Genomic DNA, 22,415 nt, shown 5'->3' with positions numbered 1-22,415 from the left:
AAACCCCCGAGGAGCGTGTCCCGATGAAGGCAGTCCTGCGACCCAGTAGCCGGCGATCCAGCCGCCACCCCGTCGACCAGCTGCTGCCTCCGGGCAAGCTGGCGGTGTACGGCGCCCAGCACGTGCTGGCGTTCTACGCCGGAGCCGTGATCGTACCGATCCTGCTCGCCAGCTCGATCGGTCTCACCACCGAGCAGCTCATCCACCTGATCAACGCCGACCTGTTCACCTGCGGCATCGCCTCGATCATCCAGTCGGTCGGCTTCTGGAAGGTCGGCGTCCGGCTGCCGCTGCTGCAGGGCGTGACGTTCACGGCAGTGTCGCCGATGATCGCGATCGGCCTCGCCGCGGGCGGCGGGACCGACGGCCTGCTGGTCATCTACGGCGCCGTCCTGGTCGCCGGGCTGGCCACCTTCTTCATCGCACCGTTCTTCAGCAAGCTGATCCGGTTCTTCCCGCCGGTCGTGACCGGCTCGGTGATCACGATCATCGGCCTCGCGCTGCTGCCGGTCGCGGCCGGGGACGCGGTCGGCGGCGCCGGCCCGGACGCTGCGCCGACGAGCGCCAAGAACATGGCCTACGCGCTGGGGACGCTGGCCTTGATCGTGCTGATCCAGCGGGTCTTCAAGGGCTTCATGGCGACCATCGCCGTCCTGATCGGCCTGGTCGCCGGGACCCTGGTGGCCTGGGCGTTCGGCGACGCGCACTTCGGCGCGGTCGGGGACGCGGCTTGGGCCGGGGTGACCACGCCGTTCTTCTTCGGCTGGCCGAAGTTCTCGGTGGCGGCGATCATCTCGATGGTCGTGGTCATGCTGATCACCGCGGTGGAGACGACTGGTGACGTCTTCGCGACGGGTGAGATCGTCGAGAAGCGGATCGGCCGCGAGGACATCGCCCGGGCGCTGCGCGCCGACGGCCTGGCCACCACGATCGGCGGCATCTTCAACTCGTTCCCGTACACCTGCTTCGCCGAGAACGTCGGCCTGGTCCGGTTGACCCGGATCCGCAGCCGCTGGGTGGTCGCGACGGCCGGCGCGATCATGATCCTGATCGGGCTGCTGCCGAAGGCCGGCGCGATCGTGGCCGGCGTACCGCACCCGGTGCTGGGCGGCGCGGCGCTGGCGATGTTCGCCACCGTGGCCGTGGTCGGCTTCCAGACGCTGGCCAAGGTCGACTTCCACGATCACCGCAACGTCGTCATCGTCGCGACCAGCGTCGGCCTGGCGATGTACGTGACCGCGCAGCCACAGGTCGCGCAGGCCGTGCCGGACTGGGCCGAGATCATCTTCGGCAGCGGCATCACGCTGGGCAGCCTGACCGCGATAGGCCTGAACATCCTGTTCCACCACGTCGGCAAGAACTTCGGCCCGGCGGTGGCGGGGCAGCCGGGTGACACGGTCCGGCTGGACCAGGTGAACAAGATGACGCGCGAGGAGTTCGTCGAGACGTTCGGCGGGCTGTTCCAGGGACCGCGCTGGGCCGTCGAGCGGGCCTGGGACATGCGGCCGTACGCCGACACCCACGCGCTGCGGCGTTCTTTCCAGGAGGCGTTGTTCTCCGGCTCGCGGGACGAGCAGCGGGAACTGATCCAGGCGTACCCGCAGCTCGGCTCGCAGTTCGTCGCCGACGGTCTGAGCGGAGAGGCGTCGCTGCGGGACCAGTCGGACAAGGGTCTGACGTTCCTCGGCGACCCCGAGCGCGACCAGCTGGCCGCCATCACGTCGGCGTACGAGGACCGCTTCGGGTTCCCGCTGGTGATCTCGGTTCGCGACGCCGAGTCGTACGACCGGATCGTCGAGCAGGGCCGTGAACGACTGAGCAACTGCGAGAACCAGGAGCACGCCGCCGCGCTGCTCGAGATCGCGAAGATCGCCGGCTACCGGTTCGACGACTTCGTGTCCGACGCCAACCCGATCCACAGCGCCCGTACCCGTTGGAGCACGAACCGATGACTACCCAAGCACTGCGAGCCCCTGCCGTCACGGTGAACGGTGAGGTCACCGCTCTCGGCGACATTCCCGTGCACACCACGGTTCTGGACTGGCTGCGCGACCGCGGTCTGACCGGCGCCAAGGAAGGGTGCGCCGAGGGCGAGTGCGGCGCGTGCTCGGTCCTCGTCGCCCGGACCGGCATCGACGCGCCGACCGAGTGGATCGCGGTCAACGCGTGCCTGCTGCCGGTCGCGTCACTCGACGGACAGGAGCTGGTCACGTCCGAGGGCCTCGGCTCGCCGGCCGAACTTCACCCGGTTCAGCGCGAGATGGCCGTTCGTGGGGGTTCGCAGTGCGGCTACTGCACACCAGGCTTCGTGTGCAGCATGGCAGCCGAGTTCTACCGCCCGGGACGTGCGTGCGGTGAGGGCGATCATGAGCACGGCCCGAACGGCTTCGATCTGCATTCGCTGAGCGGCAACCTGTGCCGGTGCACCGGCTACCGGCCGATCCGCGACGCCGCCTACGCCCTCGAGGACCCCACCGAGAACGACGCTCTCGCAGTACGGCGTAACTCGCCGCCGCCCGCCCCGGCGCCCACGGGCCTGTCGTCGGCCGAGGGCGAGTTCATCCGCCCGACGACGCTCGCCGAAACCCTCACGGTGCTGGGCGATCGGAACGACGCGGTGCTGGTCGCCGGTTCGACCGACCTCGGCGTCCAGGTGAACATCTTCGGTTCCCGCCCGCCGCTCACGATCGCGATCGACCGCCTGCCTGAGCTGCGCGAGTTCAGCGTCGCGTCCGACGAGGTCCGGCTGGGTGCGGCGCTGACGCTCACCGAGATCGAGCGGCAGCTGGCGGGCCGGGTGCCGTTGCTGGCCGAGCTGTTCCCGCAGTTCGCCTCGCGACTGATCCGCAACGGCGCGACGATCGGCGGGAACCTGGGGACCGGATCACCTATCGGCGACACCCCACCTGCACTCCTGGCACTGGACGCTCGACTCGTGCTCGCGTCGTCCCGGGGTGAGCGCGTGGTGCCGTTGGCTGAGTACTTCACCGGGTACCGGCAGACCGTGAAAGCCGCCGACGAGTTGATCAGGACGATCGTGATCCCGTTGCCCTTGGCACCGATGACGGCCTTCCACAAGATCGCCAAGCGCCGGTTCGACGACATCTCCAGCGTCGCGATCGGGTATGCCGTCGACGTTCGCGACGGCGTGGTGCAGGACGCGAAGATCGGCCTCGGCGGCGTCGCGGCGACTCCGTTGCGAGCCCGGGAGACCGAAGCCGCGCTGATCGGTCAGCCGTGGAACGAGACGACCGTACGAACCGCGGCCGGCGTGATGGCCGCGGAGGGTACGCCGATGGACGATCACCGCGCGAGTTCGTCGTACCGGTCGGCGATGCTCGGGCAGTCGTTGCTCCGCTTCTACTTCAAGGGGGTTGACGCATGAGCTCGTTGTCAGAGCGGCCCGCTGCCGCCGTTGTCGGCGTTCCGCTGCCGCATGAGAGTGCTGCTCTGCATGTGACCGGGACCGCCTTATATACAGACGATCTCGTCGTCCGGACGAAGGATGTGCTGCACGCGTGGCCGGTTCAGTCGCCGCACGCGCACGCGCGCATCACCGCGTTGCGCGTGAAGCCGGCGTACGACGTCCCTGGCGTGGTGCGGGTGCTGACCGCGGACGACGTACCTGGGGTGAACGACGCCGGGGTGAAGCATGACGAGCCGTTGTTCCCGGGCGAGGTGATGTTCAACGGGCACGCGGTGTGCTGGGTGCTCGCGGAGACGTTGGAGGCTGCGCGGCTCGGGGCGCTGGCGGTCGAGGTCGAGTACGAGCCGCTGGCGTCGCTGGTGACGGTACGAGAGGCGATCGAGGCGGGGAGCTTCCAGGGCATCGGGCGGCACCTGGAGCGTGGCGATGTCGAGGGGGCGCTGGCTGGGGCGGCGCACGTGTTCAGCGGCGAGTTCGAGTTCGCCGGCCAGGAGCACTTCTACCTGGAGACGCATGCGGCGCTGGCGCAGGTGGACGAGTACGGGCAGATCTTCATCCAGTCGAGCACGCAGCATCCTTCGGAGACGCAGGAGATCGTTGCGCATGTGCTGGGCCTGGCGAGCCACTCGGTCACCGTGCAGTGCTTGCGGATGGGCGGCGGGTTCGGCGGCAAGGAGATGCAGCCGCACGGGTTCGCCGCGATCGCCGCGCTCGGCGCGACGCTGACCGGGCGGCCGGTGCGGCTGAGGCTGAACCGGACTCAGGACATGACGATGTCGGGCAAGCGGCACGGGTTCCACTCGTCGTGGCGGGTTGGCTTCTCCGACGACGGTCGGCTGGTTGGGCTGGATGCGACGCTGACCGCCGATGGCGGGTGGAGCCTCGACCTGTCGGAGCCGGTGCTGGCGCGGGCCATGTGCCACATCGACAACGCGTACGAGATTCCGCACGTCCGCGTCGACGGGCAGATCGCGAAGACGAACAAGACGTCGCAGACCGCGTTCCGCGGCTTCGGCGGGCCGCAGGGGATGCTCGTGATCGAGGACATCCTCGGGCGGTGCGCGCCGCTGCTCGGGTACGACGCCTTGGAGCTGCGTCGACGGAACTTCTACCAGCCGGGCGACGCCACGCCGTACGGGCAACCGGTGCGGCATGCGGATCGGCTGGAGTCGTGCTGGAGTCAGGTCCTGTCGGGTGGCGAGATTGAGGCGCGGATTGCTGCGTTGGAGGCGTTCAACGCGTCGCACGAGCATGTGAAGCGCGGGTTGGCGATGACGCCGGTGAAGTTCGGCATCTCGTTCAACCTGACCGCCTTCAACCAGGCTGGGGCGCTCGTCCATGTTTACAAGGACGGGTCAGTGCTGATCAACCACGGCGGCACCGAGATGGGCCAGGGCCTGCACACGAAGATGCTGCAGGTCGCTGCGACCACGTTGGGGGTGCCGCTGGCGCGGGTACGGCTTGCGCCTACGCGTACGGACAAGGTGCCGAACACGTCCGCGACTGCTGCGTCGTCCGGTGCCGATCTGAACGGTGCGGCGATCAAGAACGCCTGCGAACAGATCCGCGAGCGGCTGGCGCAGGTTGCCGGCGGGCGGCTCGGGATCAGCCCGTCGGACGTTCGCTTCGTGGACGGCGACGTGCGAGGGCTGTCCGGTGAGGGCGTTCCGTGGAACGAACTGGTTGGCATGGCCTACATGCAGCGCGTGCAGCTGTGGGCGGCCGGGTTCTACCGGACCGAGGGTCTGCACTGGGACGCCAATGCGATGCGCGGCGAGCCCTTCAAGTACTTCGCGTACGGCGTTGCGGCGGCCGAGGTCGAGGTGGACGGGTTCAGCGGGGCCTATACGTTGCGGCGGGTCGACATCGTGCACGACGTCGGCGACAGCCTGAGCCCGTTGATCGACATCGGGCAGATCGAGGGCGGATTCGTTCAGGGCGCCGGATGGTTGACGCTCGAGGACCTGCGGTGGGACGACAGCACCGGCGACCGGCGGGGGCGGCTGGCTACTCAGGCGGCCAGCACGTACAAGCTGCCGAGCTTCTCGGAGATGCCGGAGGTCTTCAACGTCCGGCTGCTGGAGAAGGCTCACGAGGAAGGCGCTGTCTACGGCTCCAAGGCTGTGGGTGAACCCCCTCTGATGCTGGCGTTCTCCGTCCGTGAGGCGTTGCGCAACGCCGCGGCGGCCTTCGGCCCGGCGGGCACCAGCGTCGACCTGCCTTCACCGGCAACCCCGGAAGCCGTCTATTGGGCTCTGGACCGCGCACGAGGCGGTGTCTCATGGAATGGATGAAAGCCGTCCAACGGCTCCGATCCGGTCGTCGGCCGGGAGTCCTCGTCACCGTCACGTCGGTACGGGGACATGCTCCGCGCGAGGCCGGGGCGAAGATGGTGGTTGCCGCTGACAACGTCTGGGCGACTGTCGGCGGCGGCAACCTCGAGGCCCTGGCGGTCGAGCGTTCGCGGGAAATGATCGCGGACGGGATCACGGTGCCTGAGGAGCTGACGGCGGCGTTGTCGGACAAAGCGCCGTACCAGCACGGGGTCCAGTGTTGTGGTGGAGAGGTGAAGCTGTTGCTGGAACCGTTGCCTGTGGTGCCGTCGGTGGCGATCTTCGGGGTCGGGCATGTCGGGCTCGAGCTCGCGCGGATCCTCGCGCGGCACGACATCGAGCTGCACCTGGTCGACTCGCGAGCCGATCAGCTGACGACGGATCGGCTCGCCGTACTGGACGATGCGGTGGCCCAGGTACACGTGCACAACGTGCCGGTGCTGCCGGAGCTCGTGGTCGGCGAGCTGCCGCCCGGCACGCACGCCCTGATCATGACCCACGACCACGCCGAGGACGCCGCGCTCTGCGACGTTGCCATCCGCAACGACGCGCTGGCCACGATCGGGCTGATCGGATCCAGCGCGAAGTGGACCCGCTTCCAGCGCAAACTCGCCGAGGACGGCAACACCGAGGAAGCGATCGCCCGGATCACCACGCCGATCGGCATTCCCAGCGTGACCGGCAAGGAGCCGGCCGTCATCGCGGTCGGCGTTGCCGCCTGGCTGCTCGAACGTTTTACCGCCGAACGGCATCCCGTGTCGGCCCAATCTGCCGAGCGTCGCCCCGCGTCGGCTCATCGTGAGGCGAAGGCATGACAATCTTCCGTGGCACGTTCATCGACACGCCGGAGAACCCGTTCAACGGCGGGAACCTGCGCGTGGACAGCGACACCGGCCTGCTGGTCCAGGACGGCGTGATCGTTGCTCGTGGCCCCTTCCTGGAGATCCGGAGCGCACACCCCGCCGAGCAGGTCGTGGACCTGACCGACGGCGTCGTACTCCCCGGCTTCGTCGACACGCACGTGCACTTCCCGCAGATCCGCGCGGTCGGCGGCCTCGGCCTGCCGCTGCTCGAATGGCTCGACCGGTACGCCCTGCCGGAGGAAGCGCGGATGGCGGACGTCTCCTATGCCACGGGTGTGGCCAACGAGTTCGTTCGCGGCCTGGCCGCAGCCGGGACCACATCGGCGCTCGTCTTCGGCGCGCACTACTCCGACGCGGTCGATGCGCTGTTCAACGCCGCGTCCGGCGTCGGTCTGCGGGTGACCAGTGGCCTGGTGCTCAGCGACCGCCTCCTGCGGCCGGAGCTCCTGACCACCCCGGTCCGCGCGTACGCCGAGTCGCTCGCCCTCGCCAACCGCTGGCACAACGTCGGCCGCAACCGGTACGCCGTGACACCCCGCTTCTCGCTGTCCTGCACCGACGACCTCCTGGCCACCTGCCACGAACTGATGGAGGCGATCCCGGGCGCCCTGTTCACCTCGCACGTGAACGAGAACGAGGCCGAGATCGCCTCCGTGGCCGACCTGTTCGGAGGCGCCGACTACGTCACGACGTACGACCGCCACGGCCTGGTGGACCGCCGTACCGTGCTCGCCCACAACGTCCACCCGACGGACGTGGAGCTCAAGGTGCTGGCCACCAGTGGGGCGACCGTCGCACACTGCCCGACGAGCAACGCGGCGCTGGGCAGCGGACTGTTCCCGCTCAGCCGGCACCTGCAGTACGGCGTACGCGTCGCGCTGGGCTCCGACGTGGGCGCCGGCACCGGCTTCTCGCTCCTGAAGGAGGGCCTGCAGGCGTACTTCTGCCAGCAACTCCTCGCCGACCAGGGCCGCCCCCTGACCGCCGCGCACCTCCTCTACCTCTCCACCGCCGCCGGCGCCGAGGCCCTGGACCTCCCGCAGGTAGGCCACCTGAGCGTCGGCCAACACTTCGACGCCCAACTCCTCCGCCCCGCCGACGGCTCTCCCTTGGCGGTAGCCATCACCCACGCCGAAGACACCGAAGAAGCCCTCGCCCGGATCTTCACCCTAGGCACCCCCGCCGACGTTCAAGCCGTCTGGATCAACGGCACCTTGCTGCACTGACGACCTAATCGGGACCTCGGACAAGCTTTTACTTGTCCGAGGTCCCCGCTGCGTGTCCGAGCCCCCGCCATAGCCGATCAGCCGTCAGGCTCGGCCGGTCCAGGTCGGTCCAGCCGACTCGGCAGACGCCATACCCGCGCTCCCGCAGACGGTCCTCACGCCACTTCTCCGCGAGTACGACGTCCGCGCTGCCGCCGTACTTCATCGCCCCGTCGAACTCGACCACGAGCTGGCCCGCGAGCAAGAAGTCGACCCGCCCGATCAAGCGGCCCGAGTCGCCGCGGATCTCGACCTGCAGCTCCGGCGCCGGCAGCCCATGGTTCGCCATCAGCACGCGCAGGCGGGACTCGCCCACCGACTCACTCAGACCGTTCGCGAACCGGGTCGCGGCGCTCGCGGCCGGAGAACCTCGCCAGTGGCGATGCCGCAGTACGGCGGCGGCAAGCTTGTCCGGATTGGTCAGCCGCTCCCGGAGGGCAGCGTCGGCCAGCACCACGCCGGTCTCGTACGACGCCGTGCAACTCGTCTCGACGATCGCACGCTCGACGCTCATCACCCGGAGGCCGTCGATCTCGACGATCTCCTCGGCCGCGATCGGCGATCGATGCACCCGGGTCCATTGGCTACCCCGGCCCCGCCCGGACCCCGGTCGGGTGAAGTGGGCTTTCGCGAGATCGAGCCCCCAGCTGGGCAGCCCGTGCAGGACCGCAGCAGACTGGTGACTGACAACGACGTCGCGGAGGCGGTCACCCGACATCTGGACGTTCAGCCGGTGCAGCCGGGTCGCCCGCTCCCAGGGTGGCTCCTCGGTCCACCAGTCGGCGGGCTCGACGTACGAGTTGTAGCTGAGTCTGACCCATTGCCCACTGCCGAGCCGTTGCCGCAGTTCGCTGTCGCTGTACCCGGCGGCGCTGACGTCGGCCCGGGTGAACCACCCGTTCCGATCAGCCGCGATCATTTCCAGTCTCTTGTTCACACCCCAGAAGATGCACCGGGACGGACCATCTCGGCGCGACAATCCGAGACCTGTGGACAAACGTTGGACCCCAACCGGGGTCTGCGGACAAGCAATGTCTTGTCAGCAGTCCCCAGTGGGTGTCCGACGGTGGTCAGGTGACGAGGCGGGACTGGGTCCGCGCGACCTCGGCGGCCACGGCAGCCTCGTCCACGCTGACGAGTGAGTCGTTCTGTACGACGGGGCGGCCGTTGACCAGGAGTAGGGCCAGCGGGGGTGGTGTGGAGAGGACGAGGGCGGCGACAGGGTCGGGGATGCCGGCGTGGGGGAGGGTCGTCAGGTCCCACAGGGCCAGGTCGGCGAGTTTGCCGGGCTCCAGGGAGCCGATGTCGTCGGCGCGGCCGAGGATCTGGGCGCCGTCGAGGGTGGCCATTTCGAGCGCGGCTCGGACGGTGAGGGATTGGGGGCCGCCGCGGGCTCGGGCGAAGAGCAGGGCATGGCGGACTTCTTCGACGAGGCTGCCGGATTCGTTGCTGGCGGCACCGTCTACGCCCAGGCCTACCGGAGCGCCGGCCGCGCGGAGGTCGGCGGTGCGGGCGATGCCGGCGCCGAGCCGGGCGTTGGAGCTGGGGCAGTGGGCCACGCCGGTGCCGGTGCTGCCGAGGTGCTTGATCTCGGCGTCGTCGAAGTGGATGCCGTGCGCGAACCACACGTCAGGCCCGGTCCAGCCCAGGCGGTCGGCGTACTCGAGCGGCGTGCACCCGTACGTCTCCCGGCACCAATCGGTCTCGTCCGTCGTCTCGGCCAGATGTGTGTGCATCCGTACGCCGCGGCGCCGGGCCAGCTCGGCCGAATCGCGCATCAGTTCGCCGCTCACGCTGAACGGCGAGCACGGCGCGACCACGATCTGCAGCATCGAGTCCGGCGACGGATCGTGCCAGCGGTCGATCGCGGCCTCGGTTGCGGCGAGGATGTCGTCGCGGTCCTCGACCACGGAGTCCGGCGGCAGTCCTCCGTCCTTCTGACCGCGATCCATCGACCCGCGGGCCGGATGGAAGCGCAACCCGATCTCAGCTGCCGCTGTGATCTCGGCAGCGAGCAGATCGCCACCGTCGCGCGGGAAGACGTAGTGGTGGTCGGCTGCCGTCGTACATCCGGTCCGAGCGAGTTGGGCGAGCGCCGCCCGCGCCGCGACGAACACGGTCTCCTCGGAGATGCGCGCCCAGACCGGGTACAACGTGGTCAACCACTCGAACAACGTCGCGTCCGCGGCCAGTCCGCGCGTCACCCATTGGTACAGGTGCTGATGCGTGTTCACAAACCCCGGTGTGACAAGACATCCCGACCCGTCGACCACCCGGGCGCCGTCGTACGCCGGCGCGGAACCGGGGCCGACCGCAACGATCCGCTTGCCCTCGACAACCACATGCCCGACGAACTCGCGCCGGGACGGATCGAGGGTCGCCACGTAGGCCCCCTCGATCACGATCACCGACATCGTCAGCAGAACCCGGGTGTGGCGTGCCACGCACTGCCGGCGTCGCTCGCGTCGTCGCGCGTCACGGTCGCCTCGATCAGGCCGTACGGGCGGTCCGCCGCGATGAAGACCTCGCCCGGGTTCTCGTCGCCGAACGGCGAGAGGTCGACCAGGAAGTGGTGCTTGTTCGGCGCGGAGAACTTGATCTCGGCGACCTCCGGGTGCTGCTCGAGCACCGCCTCGCCCATGCCGTACAGCGTCTGCTGCAGGGCGAGACTGTGGATCGTGGCGAACTGCGAGAGCAGCAGCCCCTTGATCTGGTCGTACGACTTGTCCCAGTCGACGTCGTTGTGGTCATACCGCCAGCGCGCGACCAGCGACGTCGCGAGGATCCGGTCGTTCGTCTCGGGCAGCGTCGTGTACTTGTCCTTCAAGAACCCGTGGAACTCCGACCCGGTCGACTTCAGTACGACGAGATCGCTGATCCCCGACACGACGTACGACTTCCGCTCCGCGCCGCGGCCCTCGACGTTGACGACCGTCGTACGCACCCCGCCACCGGTCCGGACGAACGAGTGGTCGTGGTCCTGACCGTCGACCTGGATCCGGTCCCAGGCGTACTCCTCGACCTCGACCCGCGCGCCCTCGGCGGCCGGCGACGCCTCGAGGAAATGCGCGCCGAGCGTCAACGCGTAGTCCTCGATTGCCCCGACGCCCTTCTCCTTGGCGAAGGCGAACGCGGTGTTCTTCTGCGTGTCGGTCGGCAGTACGTCGCTCTGGTCGCCGGTCGTGTGCGCGGCCTCGAAGTTGCCGCGCAGGGCGGTCGAGACGTTCAGGTCGCGGATCTGGTGGCGGGGCGTGTCACGGTAGATCCGGACCACGCGGCTCTCGGCTTTGCCGTACTGGTTGGCGCCCAGGTGGATGGCCATCGGGGTCAGCTCCCTCGGTAGGTGGAAAACGCGAACGGGCTGAGCAGCAAGGGGACGTGGTAGTGCCGCTCGTCGGCGACCAGGAAGGTCACGGAGACCTCAGGAAAGAAGATGTCCTGACCGGTGGTTGCCGCATACGTCGCGACGTCGAACCACAGCCGGTAGGTGCCTGGTTCGAGCGTCGGCGTGAAGGCGAGCCGCCCGTCGTCGTTCGTCGCACCGGTCGCCAGTACGACGTCAGCTTGGTACAGCTGCACCGGAACACCCTGCGCCGGCCGGCCCAGTGCGGTGTCGAGCACATGGGTGCTGAGAGAACTCATGCGTCCACCACCTTGGCCAGACGGAGCAGCGCGATCTTGCGCAGCTCCTCGTGAACGACTGGTGCCTCGGTCGCGTCGTCGTGCGTGAGACGCTCGCGAAGACTGGCCAGCATGTCCTGCGCGGACAACCCGGTGGCGCAGATCAGGAACACCCGGCCGAACCGCTCCTCGTACTGACGGTTGCCCTCGGCAATGGCCTGCCGCACTTCCGGGTCGTCGCCGACGCCGGACTGTTCCTTCCGCGACCAGGATGCCTCGGCGCTCGCACCCTGCGGCCGGTCACCGATCCGCGGGTGCGCCTGCAGAGCCCGGTCGACCTCGTTGTCGTCGAGCTCCCGCAGCGACTGGTCCGCGACGGCGGTCAGTGCGGCGAGGTCGCCGTACGGCCGCTTGGCCAGGATTCCGTCGACCCAACGGGGCACGTCGCAGCAGGCCGCCAGGGCCGGCCGCAGCCGGTCAGCCGGAGTGGAGTTGAACTCCTCCAGGTCCACGGATCACACACCTTCTCGAATCCCGAAATCGACTTTCCGTATGACGAGAGCGTGACATCCGACTCGCCTGTCGTCAACAGTTTGTTGAAAATCAGCGGGCGCGGTTCAGGTAGTTGTAGACGGTGAAGCGGGTGACGCCGAGCGCCTCGGCCACGATCTCCGCGGACTTCCGGAACTCGAACGCACCGCGCGCCTCGAGCATCAGCACCGCCTGCTGCTTGTCATGGCGGGACAGCTCGTGCAGCGGGCCGCCCAACTCCTCGGCGACGCCGGCCAGCAGGCTCTGTACGCCGCCTTCGGCGTTTTCAGGCACCTTGGACCGGGTCTTGGAGGCGGCTTTGACCGGAAGGCGTACGGCGACCACGGGCTTGCCGTCCCACTGGAGCGTGACGTCATCGTCGCGAGCGTCGGCGGGATCGACGAGCTGGGCGTTCAGCCGTTCGACCAGCGGCGTGATCGCCCGTACGAGGGCGTGCTGCTCAGGCATCGCGGCGTACCTGCAAGGTCACCTGGCTCGCGCCGCCGGCGAACGCCGCCTCGAGCACCTTCGGGAGCGCGGGCAGCAGCAGGTGCTGCTCGCCGCTCACCTGGGTGCCGAGCGGGCCGAACTCACACTCGAGCCCGGCCTCCTCGGCCGCCCGCAGCGCCTCGGTCGCATGCGCGGGCGGCGAACCCTCGACATCGAAGGGCTCCGTGGTGAACTCCGCTACGAGTCTCATGTCGCGAGGCTAGCGCCACGCGAGGCGCTAGTCCTCCGGCACGGCCCTGCGGGCAAGCTTCGCCAGGCCGGTTGTGTCGAACTCCGTCGTGTCGATGGCGCCGCACTCGATGCCGCGCAGTACGAAACCGGCGAGCGCTGCCGCAGTGGCCGGCTCGTCGAGGTAGCCGGACTCGCCGTGGCCCAGGTACGCACGCAAGCGACGAGCGGCCTGGTCGAAGCCCTCGCGGTAGAACAGGTACGTCGCCGCGAAACGGGTCGGGAGCTGGGCGGGATGCATGTCCCACCCCTGGTAGATGCCGCGGGCGAGCGAACGCCGTACCAGCCGGAAATGGAGGCGCCACGCATCGTGTACGGCGTCGCCGACCGGGAGAACGTTGGTCGAACCATCGGATACGAACACACCGGTGCCGGCCGCGGCCAGCTGCATCACGTCCTTGGCGTGGTCCGCGACCGGGTGCTCCATGCTCTGGTACGCCGCCGCGACGCCGAGCGAGGCGGAATAGTCGTACGTGCCGTAGTGCAATCCGGTGACGCGGTCGCCGCCGGACTTGACCATCCGGGCGATCAGCGCGGTGCCGTCGGCGCCGAGGATCGCCTGCGGGGTCTCGACCTGGATCTCGAACTTCAGCAGCGGTAGGCCGTACTGCTGCTCGATGGTCTCGAGTACGAGCACCATCGCCTCGACCTGCTCGACGGACGTCACCTTCGGGAGGGTGATGACGAAGCCGTCGGTGATCGTGGCCGCTTTGAGGAACAGGTCGAGGGTGCGGACCGCGCGGCGGCGGGTCGGGGCCTCGAGCGACTTGATCCGCAGTCCGTGGAAGGGGGTCGCCGGGGTCTTCTGCGCTGCCAGGGCTTGGGCGACGGCGGTTGCGGCGGCGTCCTCTTCGTCGTCGGGCCGGTTGCCGTAGCCGTCCTCGAAGTCGATCCGCAGGTCCTCGATCGGCTCGTGCTCGAGCTTGGCCCGGACCCGGTCGTACACGTCGTCGGCGAACTCGTCCGGCAGATCAAGCACCTTCGCGAGCTCCGCGGCCGATCCGCCGTACGCGTCGAGCGCCGCACGCGCCTGCGCACCCCAGTCGCCGACGGTGCGTACGTCGAACCGATCGGCCGGCACATACACCGTGTGGATCGGCTGGCGGACGCCGCGATCGCCTCGGTAATCGGCGGCCAGCGCCGCGTCCGCAGCGGCCAGGCGCCGGTCGAGCTCAGCCAGCAGGTCGTCCATATGGCCTCCTTTTTCCGTATGGTGGAGACTAATGTCTACTGTGCGGAAGATACAACTATCTGGATCTTCCGGGATCTGGCGCTAAACTTCCGTCATCCGGAAAGGTGGAGTCTCATGGCGGAAACGAACGGCGGTCCCAAGGGCCGTACCGGCAGTGTGCAGTCCATCGAGCGCGCCTTCGGGCTGCTCGAGACCATGGCCGACGCGGGCGGCATGATGGGCCTGTCCCAGCTGGCCACGGCCTCCGGCCTGCCGCTGCCGACGATCCACCGACTGGTTCGAACCCTGGTCGACCTCGGCTACCTGCGTCAAGAGCCGTCGCGGCAGTACGTGCTCGGGCCGAAGCTGATCCGGCTCGGGGAGAGTTCGTCGCACATGCTGAGCGTCTTCGCGCGTCCGCACCTCGCGCGCCTCGTCGACGAACTCGGCGAATCCGCCAACATGGCGATGCTCGACGGCGACCAGATCGTGTACCTCGCCCAGGTGCCGTCGCGGCACTCGATGCGCATGTTCACCGAGGTCGGACGCCGCGTCCTGCCGCACTGCACCGCTGTTGGCAAGGCGATCCTGGCGCAGTTCCCGGAGGCGGCAGTCCGCGACCTCCTGCACCGCACCGGCATGCCGCAACACACCGACAACACCATCACGACAGCGGACGCCTTCACCACCCAACTCCACCAAGCCTCCGACCACGGCTACGCAATGGACGAAGGCGAGCAAGAGGTAGGAGTCCGCTGCGTCGCCGTCGCAGTCCCCGACGCCCCGACCCCACTAGCCATCTCCATCTCAGGCCCCGCCGGCCGCATGACGGAAGACCTGGTCGAACGCGCCGTACCCCTCCTCACCCAGGCCGCCAAGTCTCTGTCCGAAGACCTGCATTAGGCGACCTCCTTATTCGGGTGAATAGGTTCGCCATTGTTCGGTGAGCTGATAGCCGAGCGACTGGCTCGCGCGCAGACTGGCTTGGTTGGCAGCTGCGCCGCCGGTGGAGAAGCGGGTGATGCCGACGTCGAGGAAGGCGAGGATCGACGCCGCCTTGACGGCTTGGGCGACCCCTCGCCGACGGTGGGTGGCTAGGACCGAAGTGAAGGCGGTGTCGCCGAAGCCGTCCTTCTGGCGGATCACCGTGGCGCCCACCAACCGGTTGCCGTCGAACGCGCCGAACACTCGGTTGCCCGGCCACAGCGCGCGGAAGTCGACGAGCTCGCCCACCACGCGGTGCGTCGCGGGCGTGTACGGGTAGTCCGCCTCGTTCGCCTTCTCGAGGTTGTGCAGGAGCTCGGCCGACTCGGGTCCCAGTTCGCGGATCGTCAGCCCGCCGGCGGTCGCACGGCGTACGGCGGACTCCAGCAGCTCGCGATCCGGGTCGAACAGTCGCACCGCCCACGACTCGGCGACCACGCGGTAGCCGGCTGCTTCCAGCTCGGCGCACCGCGGGTCGTCGTCGCGGACGATTTGATAGTCGGGCACTCGCTGATTGTGAGCTGCCTGACTCCTCAGCTCAAGACAGTTTGCGCAGCAACGGCAGAACGTCTTCGGTGAACTGGGTCAGGAACCGCTCCTGGTCGTGCCCAGGACCGTGTACGACGAAGTGGTTGAAGCCCGCCTCCAGGTACGGCTGGAACTGCTTCACGACCTCCTCGGGGTCCGAGGCCACGATCCACCGCTTCGCGACCTGCTCGATCGGCAGCTCGTCGGCGAGCCGCTCCATCTCGGTCGCGCTGGTGACGCTGTGCTTCTGCTCCGGCGTCAGCGACAACGGCGCCCAGAACCGCGTGTTCTCCAGCGCCTGATCGGCGTCCCGGTCGTACGAGATCTTGACCTCGAGCATCCGGTCGATGTCCTCGAACTTCTTCCCGGCCTTCTCGGCGCCCTCACGCACGGCGGGCATGAGCTTGTCGGTGTACAGCTCCATCCCCTTGCCGGACGTCGCGATGAACCCGTCGCCCGCGCGCCCGGCGTACTTCGCGACCAGCGGTCCGCCGGCAGCGACGTACACCTTGATCGGCGTCTCGGGGCGGTCGTAGATGAACGCGTCGACGGTCTTGTAGTACGGCCCCTCGGAACTGACGCCGTCCTTCGTCCACAGGTCGCGGATCAGCTGCACCGACTCGCGCAGCCGGGCGAACCGCTCCTTGAACTCGGGCCACTCCATCCCCGACACGGCGATCTCGTTCAGCGCCTCGCCGCTGCCGACGCCGAGCATGACACGCCCGGGGTACAGCATGCCGAGGGTCGCGAACGCCTGCGCGATCACGGCCGGGTTGTACCGGAACGTGGGCGTGAGCACCGACGTACCGATCAGCACCCGGTTGGTCCGCTCACCGACCGCTGCCATCCACGCGAGCGCGAACGGCGCGTGCCCGCCTTCGTGCCGCCACGGCAGGAAGTGGTCCGACACGGTCACACTGTCGAGCCCGAGCTCCTCGGCCCGGACGGAGTACTCCACCAGCTCCCGCGGCCCGAACTGCTCCGCCGAAGCCTTGTACCCGACTCGAATGCTCACCCTCTGCTCCAAACGTCGTCTGCGCGTACTCCGGAGGACAACCGCGTCCAGGTCCGACTTTATGCCGCCCCGGGTCGCTACCATCCTTCGCGTGTATACGGACGACGCCCGAGTGCTGGGCCTGATCGGTACGACGTTTCGCACGGCTGGACTGCCCTCGATCCGGGTCACCGTGCCGGCCGCCCTTGCGGAGCGTGCCGTCGCCGCCTGGGAGCAGGACGATGCCGGCGAGCCGGACGGCGCGCGGGTGCCGCCGCGGCCCGAGGACCCGGCCGCTCGTCTGCAACGGCACCGGGCCGGAGCGCTGGCGCTGATCGGCCTGTCGATCACCGAGTCCGGCAAGCTGGACGCCGACGGGAACACGGTCGTCGACCTCAGCCCGGAGCTGGTCGGGGTAGCCATGGACGCAGCCGGCGACCACTTGCGCCGCTGAGGATCCTCCATACCGTACGGTTTGGTATGCCGTACCATACGGTTTGGTATGCCCGCCCGGGGCGGCGAGCCTGATTGACTCCGTCGCGGCGACTCGGACAAGATGTGGGTCCGGCGCGGCCCGCGCCTCACCTTCGTCGACCGGCCCCAGCTCGGTCACAACGAGAAGGCAAAGGGACTTCCTGTCTCGGGCCGCTCGTCCTGGTCAGCCGCCTCGCCGGGATCGCTGGGGGATCGCGTGCGAGTGCGTGGAAGGCCAGATGACAGCGCACAGGAACTTCAAGCAACGGGTCCGAGCCCGCGCCGCGAAAACCGGTGAGTCCTACACGTCTGCCCTCCGGCACTTCCGTCCGACTCCGACAGGAGAAGACATGCCGGAAACCTTACGAATCGCCGTCGCCCAGACCACCGTCCACGAGGACCCGACGAACCCCGCCCTGCTCCGCGAGAGCGGCACCGAGGTACGTCGCCTGATGCGCGAGGCCGCGGCCGCCGGGGCGCGCCTCGTCCACTTCACCGAGGGGGCGATCTGCTTCCCGAGCAAGCGGGTGATGTCCTCGCTCGGCCCGGACGAGGTCGGTCCGTCCGACTGGACCAAGGCGGACTGGAAGGTCCTGCAGGACGAGGTCGACCAGATCGTCGCCCTCTCCCGCGAACTCAGGATCTGGACCGTGCTCCCGACGGTCCACCAACTGCCCGGCGCGCGGCCGCACAACAGCATGTACGTCGTGTCCGACCAAGGAAAGCTGGTCGTACGGTACGACGAACGCATGCTGTCGACGACCAAGGTCACCTGGATGTACACCCCGGGCAAGGACCCGGTGACCTTCGAAGTGGACGGGTACCGGTTCGGGCTCGCGCTCGGGCTGGACGCGATCTTCCCGGAGGTGTTCACGGAGTACGACCGGCTCGGGGCCGACGGCGTCCTCGTGTCGTACTGCAGCAACGGCGTGGACCGCAACGAGCACATCGGGATCCAGGCCCGGGGGATCGCGGCGATCAACACATCCTGGATCAGTCTCGCGGTTCCGGCCAACCCCGGCGCCGGTCTCGACGCGGGCGTGATCAACGCGCGCGGCGAGTGGGTCGTCCAGGGGCCGTCGGACAGTACGCCGGCGGTTGTGGTGGCCGACGTCGACCGGGCTGACTTCAGCGAGACCGGCCGGAGCTTCCGGCAGCGGACGCGGGAGCGCGTCGGGTCGTAGGCCCTCACAGGTCCGGGTGCTGACACGTTCTACCTGCATGAACAGGCACGCGATTGTCAGCACCCGGATCGGTGACCTCACTTTGGTCGCCGCCGACGACGTACTGGTCGGCGTCTACTTCCCTCATCACTGGGTCAAGCCGACCGCGGAGACGCTGGGTGAACGAGTCGAAGCCACCGACCCGTTCATCGCCGCGGTCGTCGAGCAGTTGGAGGAGTACTTCGCCGGTGGGCGGGTGACCTTCGACCTTCCGACCCGGCTGCACGGCGACGAGTTCCAGCGCCGGGTGTGGACAGTCCTCGAGGAGATCCCGTACGGCGAAACGACGACGTACGGCGAGATCGCCGCGCGGCTGGGGGAACCGGCTCACGCGGCGCAGGCTGTCGGCAAGGCGGTCGGGCAGAACCCGTTGTCGATCGTGATCCCGTGTCACCGGGTGATCGGGAAGAACGGCTCGCTGACCGGGTACGCCGGCGGGCTCAAGCGGAAGCAGTTCCTGCTCGACCTGGAGCAGCCCGTCGGAGCCCGGTTGTTCTGAGAGGCGGACCTGAGGCACTCACTAACGTCCGCCCGCGGCCGTGTCGCCGCCGCGGCTGAGCGTGCGGCGGCGCGAGGCGAGGGGGTTAGTGAGTGCTGGCGGTCAGGTCGCCGACCTGCTCGGCGTACCAGTCGAGTTCGGTCAGGTGCTCGGCGATCTGGCGGAGGGTCCAGTTCGGGCTGCGGTCCTTGTCCCACTCGGCCGGGTCGAGCGCCGCGTACCGCAGTACGAAGGTCCGCCCGAGTCGGCGCAGTCGCTGCTCGGCCTCGCGCACGTCCTCCTCGGAGAACGGCGCGAGGTCGGCGGCGGACGTGAGCGCGCTCGCGTGCCACTCGTCGGGCTGCGTCGGTACGCCGGCCAGCAGCGCCTCGATCTCCGCGAGGTGATCGACCATGTGGTCGCCGATCCGGCGGACCGCCTTGTGCGGGGTGAACGTCCGCCCGTCGTCGGACGTCCGCGGCTCGCCGTCCCAGGCCGGCCAGGTGACGACCAGCTCGAGGGACCGCTCCACTGCTTGCTCGACGAGCTCTCCAGGGTTCTCAGTCATGCCGCCGACGGTAAGCCCGTCACACTTCGGCGGTGGCCGAACTGATCCCGAGCCGACCCGCCAGCCGCTCGGCGTCGTACGGCGCGTGCACCTTCACGTCGTTGTCGAAGTACACGTAGGTGTCGCACTTCCACGACCGGATCGTCCGCGCCCACCGGCCGAGCGACTTGTCGTCGTACCCGCTCACGTAGAGCTCATCCGCACCGTGCAACCTGACGTACGCGAAGTCCGCGGTCACGTCGTTGAACATCGGCCACTTGCCGGCCGTGTCCGCACACACCACCGCGACGTCGTGCTCCCGCGCCAGCTCGACGAATCCCTTGGTCTTGAAGCTGTCGTGCCGTACTTCGATCGCGTACCGCAGCGGGATGTCGACGGTGCACTCGAGCAGCGCGCGACCCTCCATCCGCTCATCGTGGCCCTTGGCAACCTCCGCAGCAGCGGACGTTGTCCGGGGCAACTGCGCGAAGAATGCCGCGCACCGCTCCGCGTCGTACTGGAAGTTCGGCGGCAGCTGCCAGAGCACCGGTCCAAGTTTGTTGCCGAGCGCAAGCACTCCGGACGCGAAGAAGTTGGCCAACGGCGCGTCCACGTCGGCCAGTCGTTTCATGTGCGTGACGAACCGCGGGCCTTTGACCGAGAACACGAACCCGTCGGGCGTCTCGTCGTACCAGCGCTGGTACGACGTCGGACGCTGGAGCGCGTAGAACGAGCCGTTCAGCTCGATCGAGTTCAGCCGGTTCGACGCGTACTCGAGCTCGGCGCGCTGCGGGAGACCGTCGGGGTAGTAGACCTTGCGCCACGGCGGGTAGCGCCATCCGGAGATGCCGACCCGAAATCGGGTGTCCGGCCAGCGCGTCATCCCTCGATTATTGACCCTATGCACATCGACCGCGGGGCGTACCCGGATGCACAGACGCCCTGGGAGGACCCATCCTGCCGCTCCGCCGCCCTCGACTGGCTCGATCGGAAGCTCGTGGCGCTCGGCATCAGCGAGACAGGACCGCGGCGGGTGCGACTCCGGCCCTGGTCGGTGATCGTCCGGGTCTGCGCCGAGCGCCCGGTCTGGTTCAAGGCGACCTCGCCCGGCAGCGCGTTCGAGCCCGCGCTCACCGAGGCGCTGTCGCGATGGACTCCCGAGCACGTCCTCACGCCGTACGCCGTCGACACCGCCCGCGGGTGGTCGCTCCTCCCGGACGGCGGCGCGCTCCTGCGTGCGCAGACCTTGGACGTGCGGCACTGGGAGGAGGTCCTCGCGCAGTACGCCGACCTGCAACGGGCGCTCGTTCCGCGGGTCGATGAGCTGGTGCGGCTCGGCGTACCTGATGCCCGGGGTCTCACGCGGCTCTTCGACGAGACGGTGGCCGGCAACCGGACGCTTGGTGTGGAGGATCGTGAGCGGTTGCTCGCGTTCCGGCCTCGGTTGGTGGACTGGTGCGCGGAGCTTGCCGCGTTCGGGATCCCTGCGACGCTCGATCACGCTGATCTGCACGATGGTCAGATCCTGGTCGCCGGTCCTGGGCGGTACACGTTCTTCGATTGGGGTGACGCGAACGTCGCCCACCCGTTCTGCAGTCTCCTCGTCGCGATCGACCGCGCGGCCGAACTGCTCGGTCCGGACGTCGCACCGCGGCTCGAGGACGCGTACCTGGAGCCGTGGACCGCGGAACACCCACGCCCCGCGCTCCGCCGGGCAGCCACGCTCGCCCGCCGGCTCAGCCACCTCACCCGCGCCGGCTCCTGGGGGCGCCTCTTCCCCGCGACCGCCCACATCGGCGACCCCGAGCGCGCCGCCGCACTCCTCCGAATGGTGTGACCCCGGATCCCCACGCCATCACAATCGCCACGATCGCGCGGGCTCAGGCCTGACCCCGCAGTTCGGAGTCGATTGTGATGGCGTGGGGATCCGCGATCAGGTGGGGATCCAGGTGGGCCACCACGGCGGGACGTTGCCCGGGCAGGTGCCGGGTGAGCCGGCCGGGGTGCCTTGCCAGGAGAACAGTGCGAGGTCGGCGATCGCGATCGCGATGGCGGCCGCGATCAGCGAGAACAGGAAGGCCTTCCCGGCGTACCGGAAGACGACAGTGAACAGCACCAGGTTGACGATCAAGGCGAGCGGCACCCCGAGGAACAGCAGCGTCAGTCCGTTCGGCACGCTGCCGGTGACGTCCACATGACAGGCCTTCCACGCCCGCGACGTGATCACCACCAGCCCGAACGCCGCCCCACCGCCGACCAGCACCGCAAGGAACGACTCGCCCTTGCTCCCCTTCGCCGCAAACGCCATGCAATCACCGTAAGTGATCCACCCGACCACTTCAGCCGTCAGACTGCTGTGTATGGACATCAAGCACCGAATGATCGTCTTCGACGCTGCCGACATCGACGCCGAGAGCACGTTCTGGGCGGAGTTCCTCGGCGGCACGGTCGAGAAGTGGGGCGATCGCTGGCGCGCGATCTGGGTGGACGGCGGATGGGCGCTCGGTGTCCAACTGGCCCCTGACCACGTCCCCCCGGAGTGGCCCGATGGTGCGCCGCAGCAGATCCATCTCGACCTGTACTTCGAAGGCATCGACGCGCACGCCGCGGCGCACGAGCAGGCTCTCGCACTCGGCGCCCGGCTTCTCAAACCCGCCGAGGATCCCGCCGCCGCCCGCGGTGTGCAGGTGTACGCCGACCCCGCGGGGCACCCGTTCTGCTTGTGTTGGGCGCCCGGCTAGTCGTCGAGGGGATGGAGGTCGACCGGGGTCAGGACCCAGCGGAAGCCGTACTTCGGGGTGGCGGTGCGGTCGACCTTGTCCGGGGCGAAGTACTCGCCGATCAGACTCAGCAACCGCTCGTGGAACTCCGCGACCCGCTCACCCGGCACCCGCCCCGCGTGCTCCCCACTGTCCTGCACGAACCCCGCTCCGAACATCCCCGCCGCCGCGTCGGCGTACGCCTGCACATAGTCCTGCGCACTCGCCCCCGGCAACTCCGTACGCGCACCCTTCTCCGGCGCCGCCCGCTCCGCGAACTCCACCCCAGCCTCGGTATGCCGCCACACCCCGCCGTCCTCCACGACTCGACCAGCATCGCGAAGCCTCCCGAGGTACCAAAGCACCCGAGCATCCGTCACACCCAGCCGCTCGGCGATCTCACCCAACCCCCGCGGTTCCCCCAACAACGCGACGATCCCCCGCGGCAACTCCGACTCATCCCAATCCGCCATAGGACG

The 22,415-nt window shown here is 68.8% G+C and carries 25 protein-coding genes; 11 read left to right on the top strand and 14 right to left on the bottom strand.

The features are described from left to right. The first annotated feature begins 23 nt into the window (after positions 1-23). From uraD (ACIA58_RS08335) to guaD, 5 genes are read left to right on the top strand one after another with little or no spacing between them, the layout of a single operon-like run. Positions 24-1,952, top strand: coding sequence for a 2-oxo-4-hydroxy-4-carboxy-5-ureidoimidazoline decarboxylase (gene uraD / locus ACIA58_RS08335; RefSeq protein ID WP_396402907.1), 1,929 nt, complete (start codon positions 24-26; stop codon positions 1,950-1,952). Then, positions 1,949-3,385: a xanthine dehydrogenase small subunit gene (locus ACIA58_RS08330; protein WP_396402906.1), complete on the top strand. Its 1,437-nt coding sequence runs from the start codon at positions 1,949-1,951 to the stop codon at positions 3,383-3,385. The genes uraD (ACIA58_RS08335) and ACIA58_RS08330 overlap by 4 nt, the downstream gene beginning before the upstream one ends. Continuing rightward, positions 3,382-5,721: a xanthine dehydrogenase molybdopterin binding subunit gene (gene xdhB, locus ACIA58_RS08325; RefSeq protein ID WP_396402905.1), complete on the top strand. Its 2,340-nt coding sequence runs from the start codon at positions 3,382-3,384 to the stop codon at positions 5,719-5,721. The genes ACIA58_RS08330 and xdhB overlap by 4 nt, the downstream gene beginning before the upstream one ends. Further along, a complete protein-coding gene (gene xdhC, locus ACIA58_RS08320) occupies positions 5,718-6,575 on the top strand; it encodes a xanthine dehydrogenase accessory protein XdhC (protein ID WP_396402904.1) in 858 nt (285 codons plus the stop codon). Before xdhB ends, xdhC begins: the two co-directional genes overlap by 4 nt. Beyond that, positions 6,572-7,849, top strand: a complete 1,278-nt coding sequence (gene guaD / locus ACIA58_RS08315) for a guanine deaminase (protein ID WP_396402903.1) — start codon at positions 6,572-6,574, stop codon at positions 7,847-7,849. The genes xdhC and guaD overlap by 4 nt, the downstream gene beginning before the upstream one ends. A gap of 28 nt (positions 7,850-7,877) precedes the next feature. Here the strand turns inward: guaD and ACIA58_RS08310 are convergent, their stop codons facing one another. The 8 genes from ACIA58_RS08310 to ACIA58_RS08275 all read right to left on the bottom strand — a co-directional run bounded on the left by ACIA58_RS08310 (position 7,878) and on the right by ACIA58_RS08275 (position 13,970). Continuing rightward, positions 7,878-8,825 carry a type IV toxin-antitoxin system AbiEi family antitoxin domain-containing protein gene (locus ACIA58_RS08310; RefSeq protein WP_396402902.1) on the bottom strand — a complete coding sequence of 316 codons (948 nt, stop codon included), beginning with the start codon at positions 8,823-8,825 and terminating at the stop codon, positions 7,878-7,880. 133 nt (positions 8,826-8,958) lie between these two features. Beyond that, entirely contained in the window at positions 8,959-10,332 is a 1,374-nt protein-coding gene (locus ACIA58_RS08305) for an 8-oxoguanine deaminase (protein ID WP_396402901.1), read from the bottom strand. Continuing rightward, positions 10,305-11,210 (bottom strand): factor-independent urate hydroxylase, encoded by a 906-nt coding sequence (gene pucL / locus ACIA58_RS08300; protein ID WP_396402900.1) that lies wholly within the window; start codon positions 11,208-11,210, stop codon positions 10,305-10,307. The genes ACIA58_RS08305 and pucL overlap by 28 nt, the downstream gene beginning before the upstream one ends. Positions 11,211-11,215: 5 nt before the next feature. Next, positions 11,216-11,530 carry a hydroxyisourate hydrolase gene (gene uraH, locus ACIA58_RS08295; RefSeq protein WP_396402899.1) on the bottom strand — a complete coding sequence of 105 codons (315 nt, stop codon included), beginning with the start codon at positions 11,528-11,530 and terminating at the stop codon, positions 11,216-11,218. Then, complete coding sequence (uraD, locus tag ACIA58_RS08290) at positions 11,527-12,021, bottom strand: 2-oxo-4-hydroxy-4-carboxy-5-ureidoimidazoline decarboxylase (protein WP_396402898.1); 495 nt, start codon at positions 12,019-12,021, stop codon at positions 11,527-11,529. Before uraD (ACIA58_RS08290) ends, uraH begins: the two co-directional genes overlap by 4 nt. 91 nt (positions 12,022-12,112) lie before the next feature. Beyond that, positions 12,113-12,508: a helix-turn-helix domain-containing protein gene (locus tag ACIA58_RS08285; protein ID WP_396402897.1), complete on the bottom strand. Its 396-nt coding sequence runs from the start codon at positions 12,506-12,508 to the stop codon at positions 12,113-12,115. Next, entirely contained in the window at positions 12,501-12,740 is a 240-nt protein-coding gene (locus ACIA58_RS08280) for a thiamine-binding protein (protein WP_350853623.1), read from the bottom strand. Before ACIA58_RS08280 ends, ACIA58_RS08285 begins: the two co-directional genes overlap by 8 nt. A gap of 27 nt (positions 12,741-12,767) precedes the next feature. Continuing rightward, complete coding sequence (locus ACIA58_RS08275) at positions 12,768-13,970, bottom strand: DUF6986 family protein (protein ID WP_396402896.1); 1,203 nt, start codon at positions 13,968-13,970, stop codon at positions 12,768-12,770. A gap of 114 nt (positions 13,971-14,084) precedes the next feature. On the opposite strand from ACIA58_RS08275, the gene ACIA58_RS08270 reads away from it, so the two are divergent. After that, positions 14,085-14,852: an IclR family transcriptional regulator gene (locus tag ACIA58_RS08270; protein ID WP_396402895.1), complete on the top strand. Its 768-nt coding sequence runs from the start codon at positions 14,085-14,087 to the stop codon at positions 14,850-14,852. Between the two features lie 9 nt (positions 14,853-14,861). Here the strand turns inward: ACIA58_RS08270 and ACIA58_RS08265 are convergent, their stop codons facing one another. Continuing rightward, the gene (locus ACIA58_RS08265) at positions 14,862-15,440 is read right to left on the bottom strand and encodes a GNAT family N-acetyltransferase (protein WP_396402894.1); all 579 of its coding nucleotides are present in this window, start codon (positions 15,438-15,440) and stop codon (positions 14,862-14,864) included. 31 nt (positions 15,441-15,471) lie between these two features. Next, positions 15,472-16,476 (bottom strand): glucose-6-phosphate dehydrogenase (coenzyme-F420), encoded by a 1,005-nt coding sequence (fgd, locus tag ACIA58_RS08260; protein WP_396402893.1) that lies wholly within the window; start codon positions 16,474-16,476, stop codon positions 15,472-15,474. Positions 16,477-16,567: 91 nt separating this feature from the next. On the opposite strand from fgd, the gene ACIA58_RS08255 reads away from it, so the two are divergent. The 3 genes from ACIA58_RS08255 (at position 16,568) to ACIA58_RS08245 (ending at position 18,651) form a co-directional block, all read left to right on the top strand. Continuing rightward, complete coding sequence (locus ACIA58_RS08255) at positions 16,568-16,909, top strand: hypothetical protein (RefSeq protein WP_396402892.1); 342 nt, start codon at positions 16,568-16,570, stop codon at positions 16,907-16,909. Between the two features lie 370 nt (positions 16,910-17,279). Continuing rightward, the gene (locus tag ACIA58_RS08250) at positions 17,280-18,113 is read left to right on the top strand and encodes a carbon-nitrogen hydrolase family protein (protein ID WP_396402891.1); all 834 of its coding nucleotides are present in this window, start codon (positions 17,280-17,282) and stop codon (positions 18,111-18,113) included. Positions 18,114-18,150: 37 nt separating this feature from the next. Beyond that, positions 18,151-18,651: a methylated-DNA--[protein]-cysteine S-methyltransferase gene (locus ACIA58_RS08245; protein WP_396402890.1), complete on the top strand. Its 501-nt coding sequence runs from the start codon at positions 18,151-18,153 to the stop codon at positions 18,649-18,651. A gap of 85 nt (positions 18,652-18,736) precedes the next feature. On the opposite strand, the gene ACIA58_RS08240 is transcribed toward ACIA58_RS08245, so the two are convergent. Both ACIA58_RS08240 and ACIA58_RS08235 read right to left on the bottom strand, forming a co-directional pair. Beyond that, a complete protein-coding gene (locus ACIA58_RS08240; protein ID WP_396402889.1) occupies positions 18,737-19,198 on the bottom strand; it encodes a hypothetical protein in 462 nt (153 codons plus the stop codon). 19 nt (positions 19,199-19,217) lie between these two features. Beyond that, positions 19,218-20,060: a DUF72 domain-containing protein gene (locus ACIA58_RS08235; protein WP_396402888.1), complete on the bottom strand. Its 843-nt coding sequence runs from the start codon at positions 20,058-20,060 to the stop codon at positions 19,218-19,220. A gap of 18 nt (positions 20,061-20,078) precedes the next feature. On the opposite strand from ACIA58_RS08235, the gene ACIA58_RS08230 reads away from it, so the two are divergent. After that, the gene (locus tag ACIA58_RS08230) at positions 20,079-21,014 is read left to right on the top strand and encodes a phosphotransferase (RefSeq protein ID WP_396402887.1); all 936 of its coding nucleotides are present in this window, start codon (positions 20,079-20,081) and stop codon (positions 21,012-21,014) included. A gap of 96 nt (positions 21,015-21,110) precedes the next feature. Here ACIA58_RS08230 and ACIA58_RS08225 read toward each other — a convergent pair whose 3' ends face one another. After that, positions 21,111-21,485 (bottom strand): hypothetical protein, encoded by a 375-nt coding sequence (locus tag ACIA58_RS08225; protein ID WP_396402886.1) that lies wholly within the window; start codon positions 21,483-21,485, stop codon positions 21,111-21,113. A gap of 52 nt (positions 21,486-21,537) precedes the next feature. Between ACIA58_RS08225 and ACIA58_RS08220 the strand changes: the two genes are divergently transcribed. Further along, on the top strand, positions 21,538-21,918 hold the full coding sequence (locus ACIA58_RS08220; RefSeq protein ID WP_396402885.1) for a VOC family protein: 381 nt from the start codon (positions 21,538-21,540) through the stop codon (positions 21,916-21,918). Here the strand turns inward: ACIA58_RS08220 and ACIA58_RS08215 are convergent. Further along, positions 21,915-22,409, bottom strand: coding sequence for a hypothetical protein (locus ACIA58_RS08215; RefSeq protein WP_396402884.1), 495 nt, complete (start codon positions 22,407-22,409; stop codon positions 21,915-21,917). The two genes, ACIA58_RS08220 and ACIA58_RS08215, sit on opposite strands and share 4 nt — an antisense overlap. Positions 22,410-22,415: the final 6 nt, after the last annotated feature.

The sequence above is a fragment of the Kribbella sp. NPDC051586 genome (genome assembly GCF_044453965.1).
Taxonomy (GTDB): Bacteria; Actinomycetota; Actinomycetes; order Propionibacteriales; family Kribbellaceae; genus Kribbella.
Note: the sequence above shows the minus strand (reverse complement) of the source record. Positions and strands in the feature narration are given on the sequence as shown.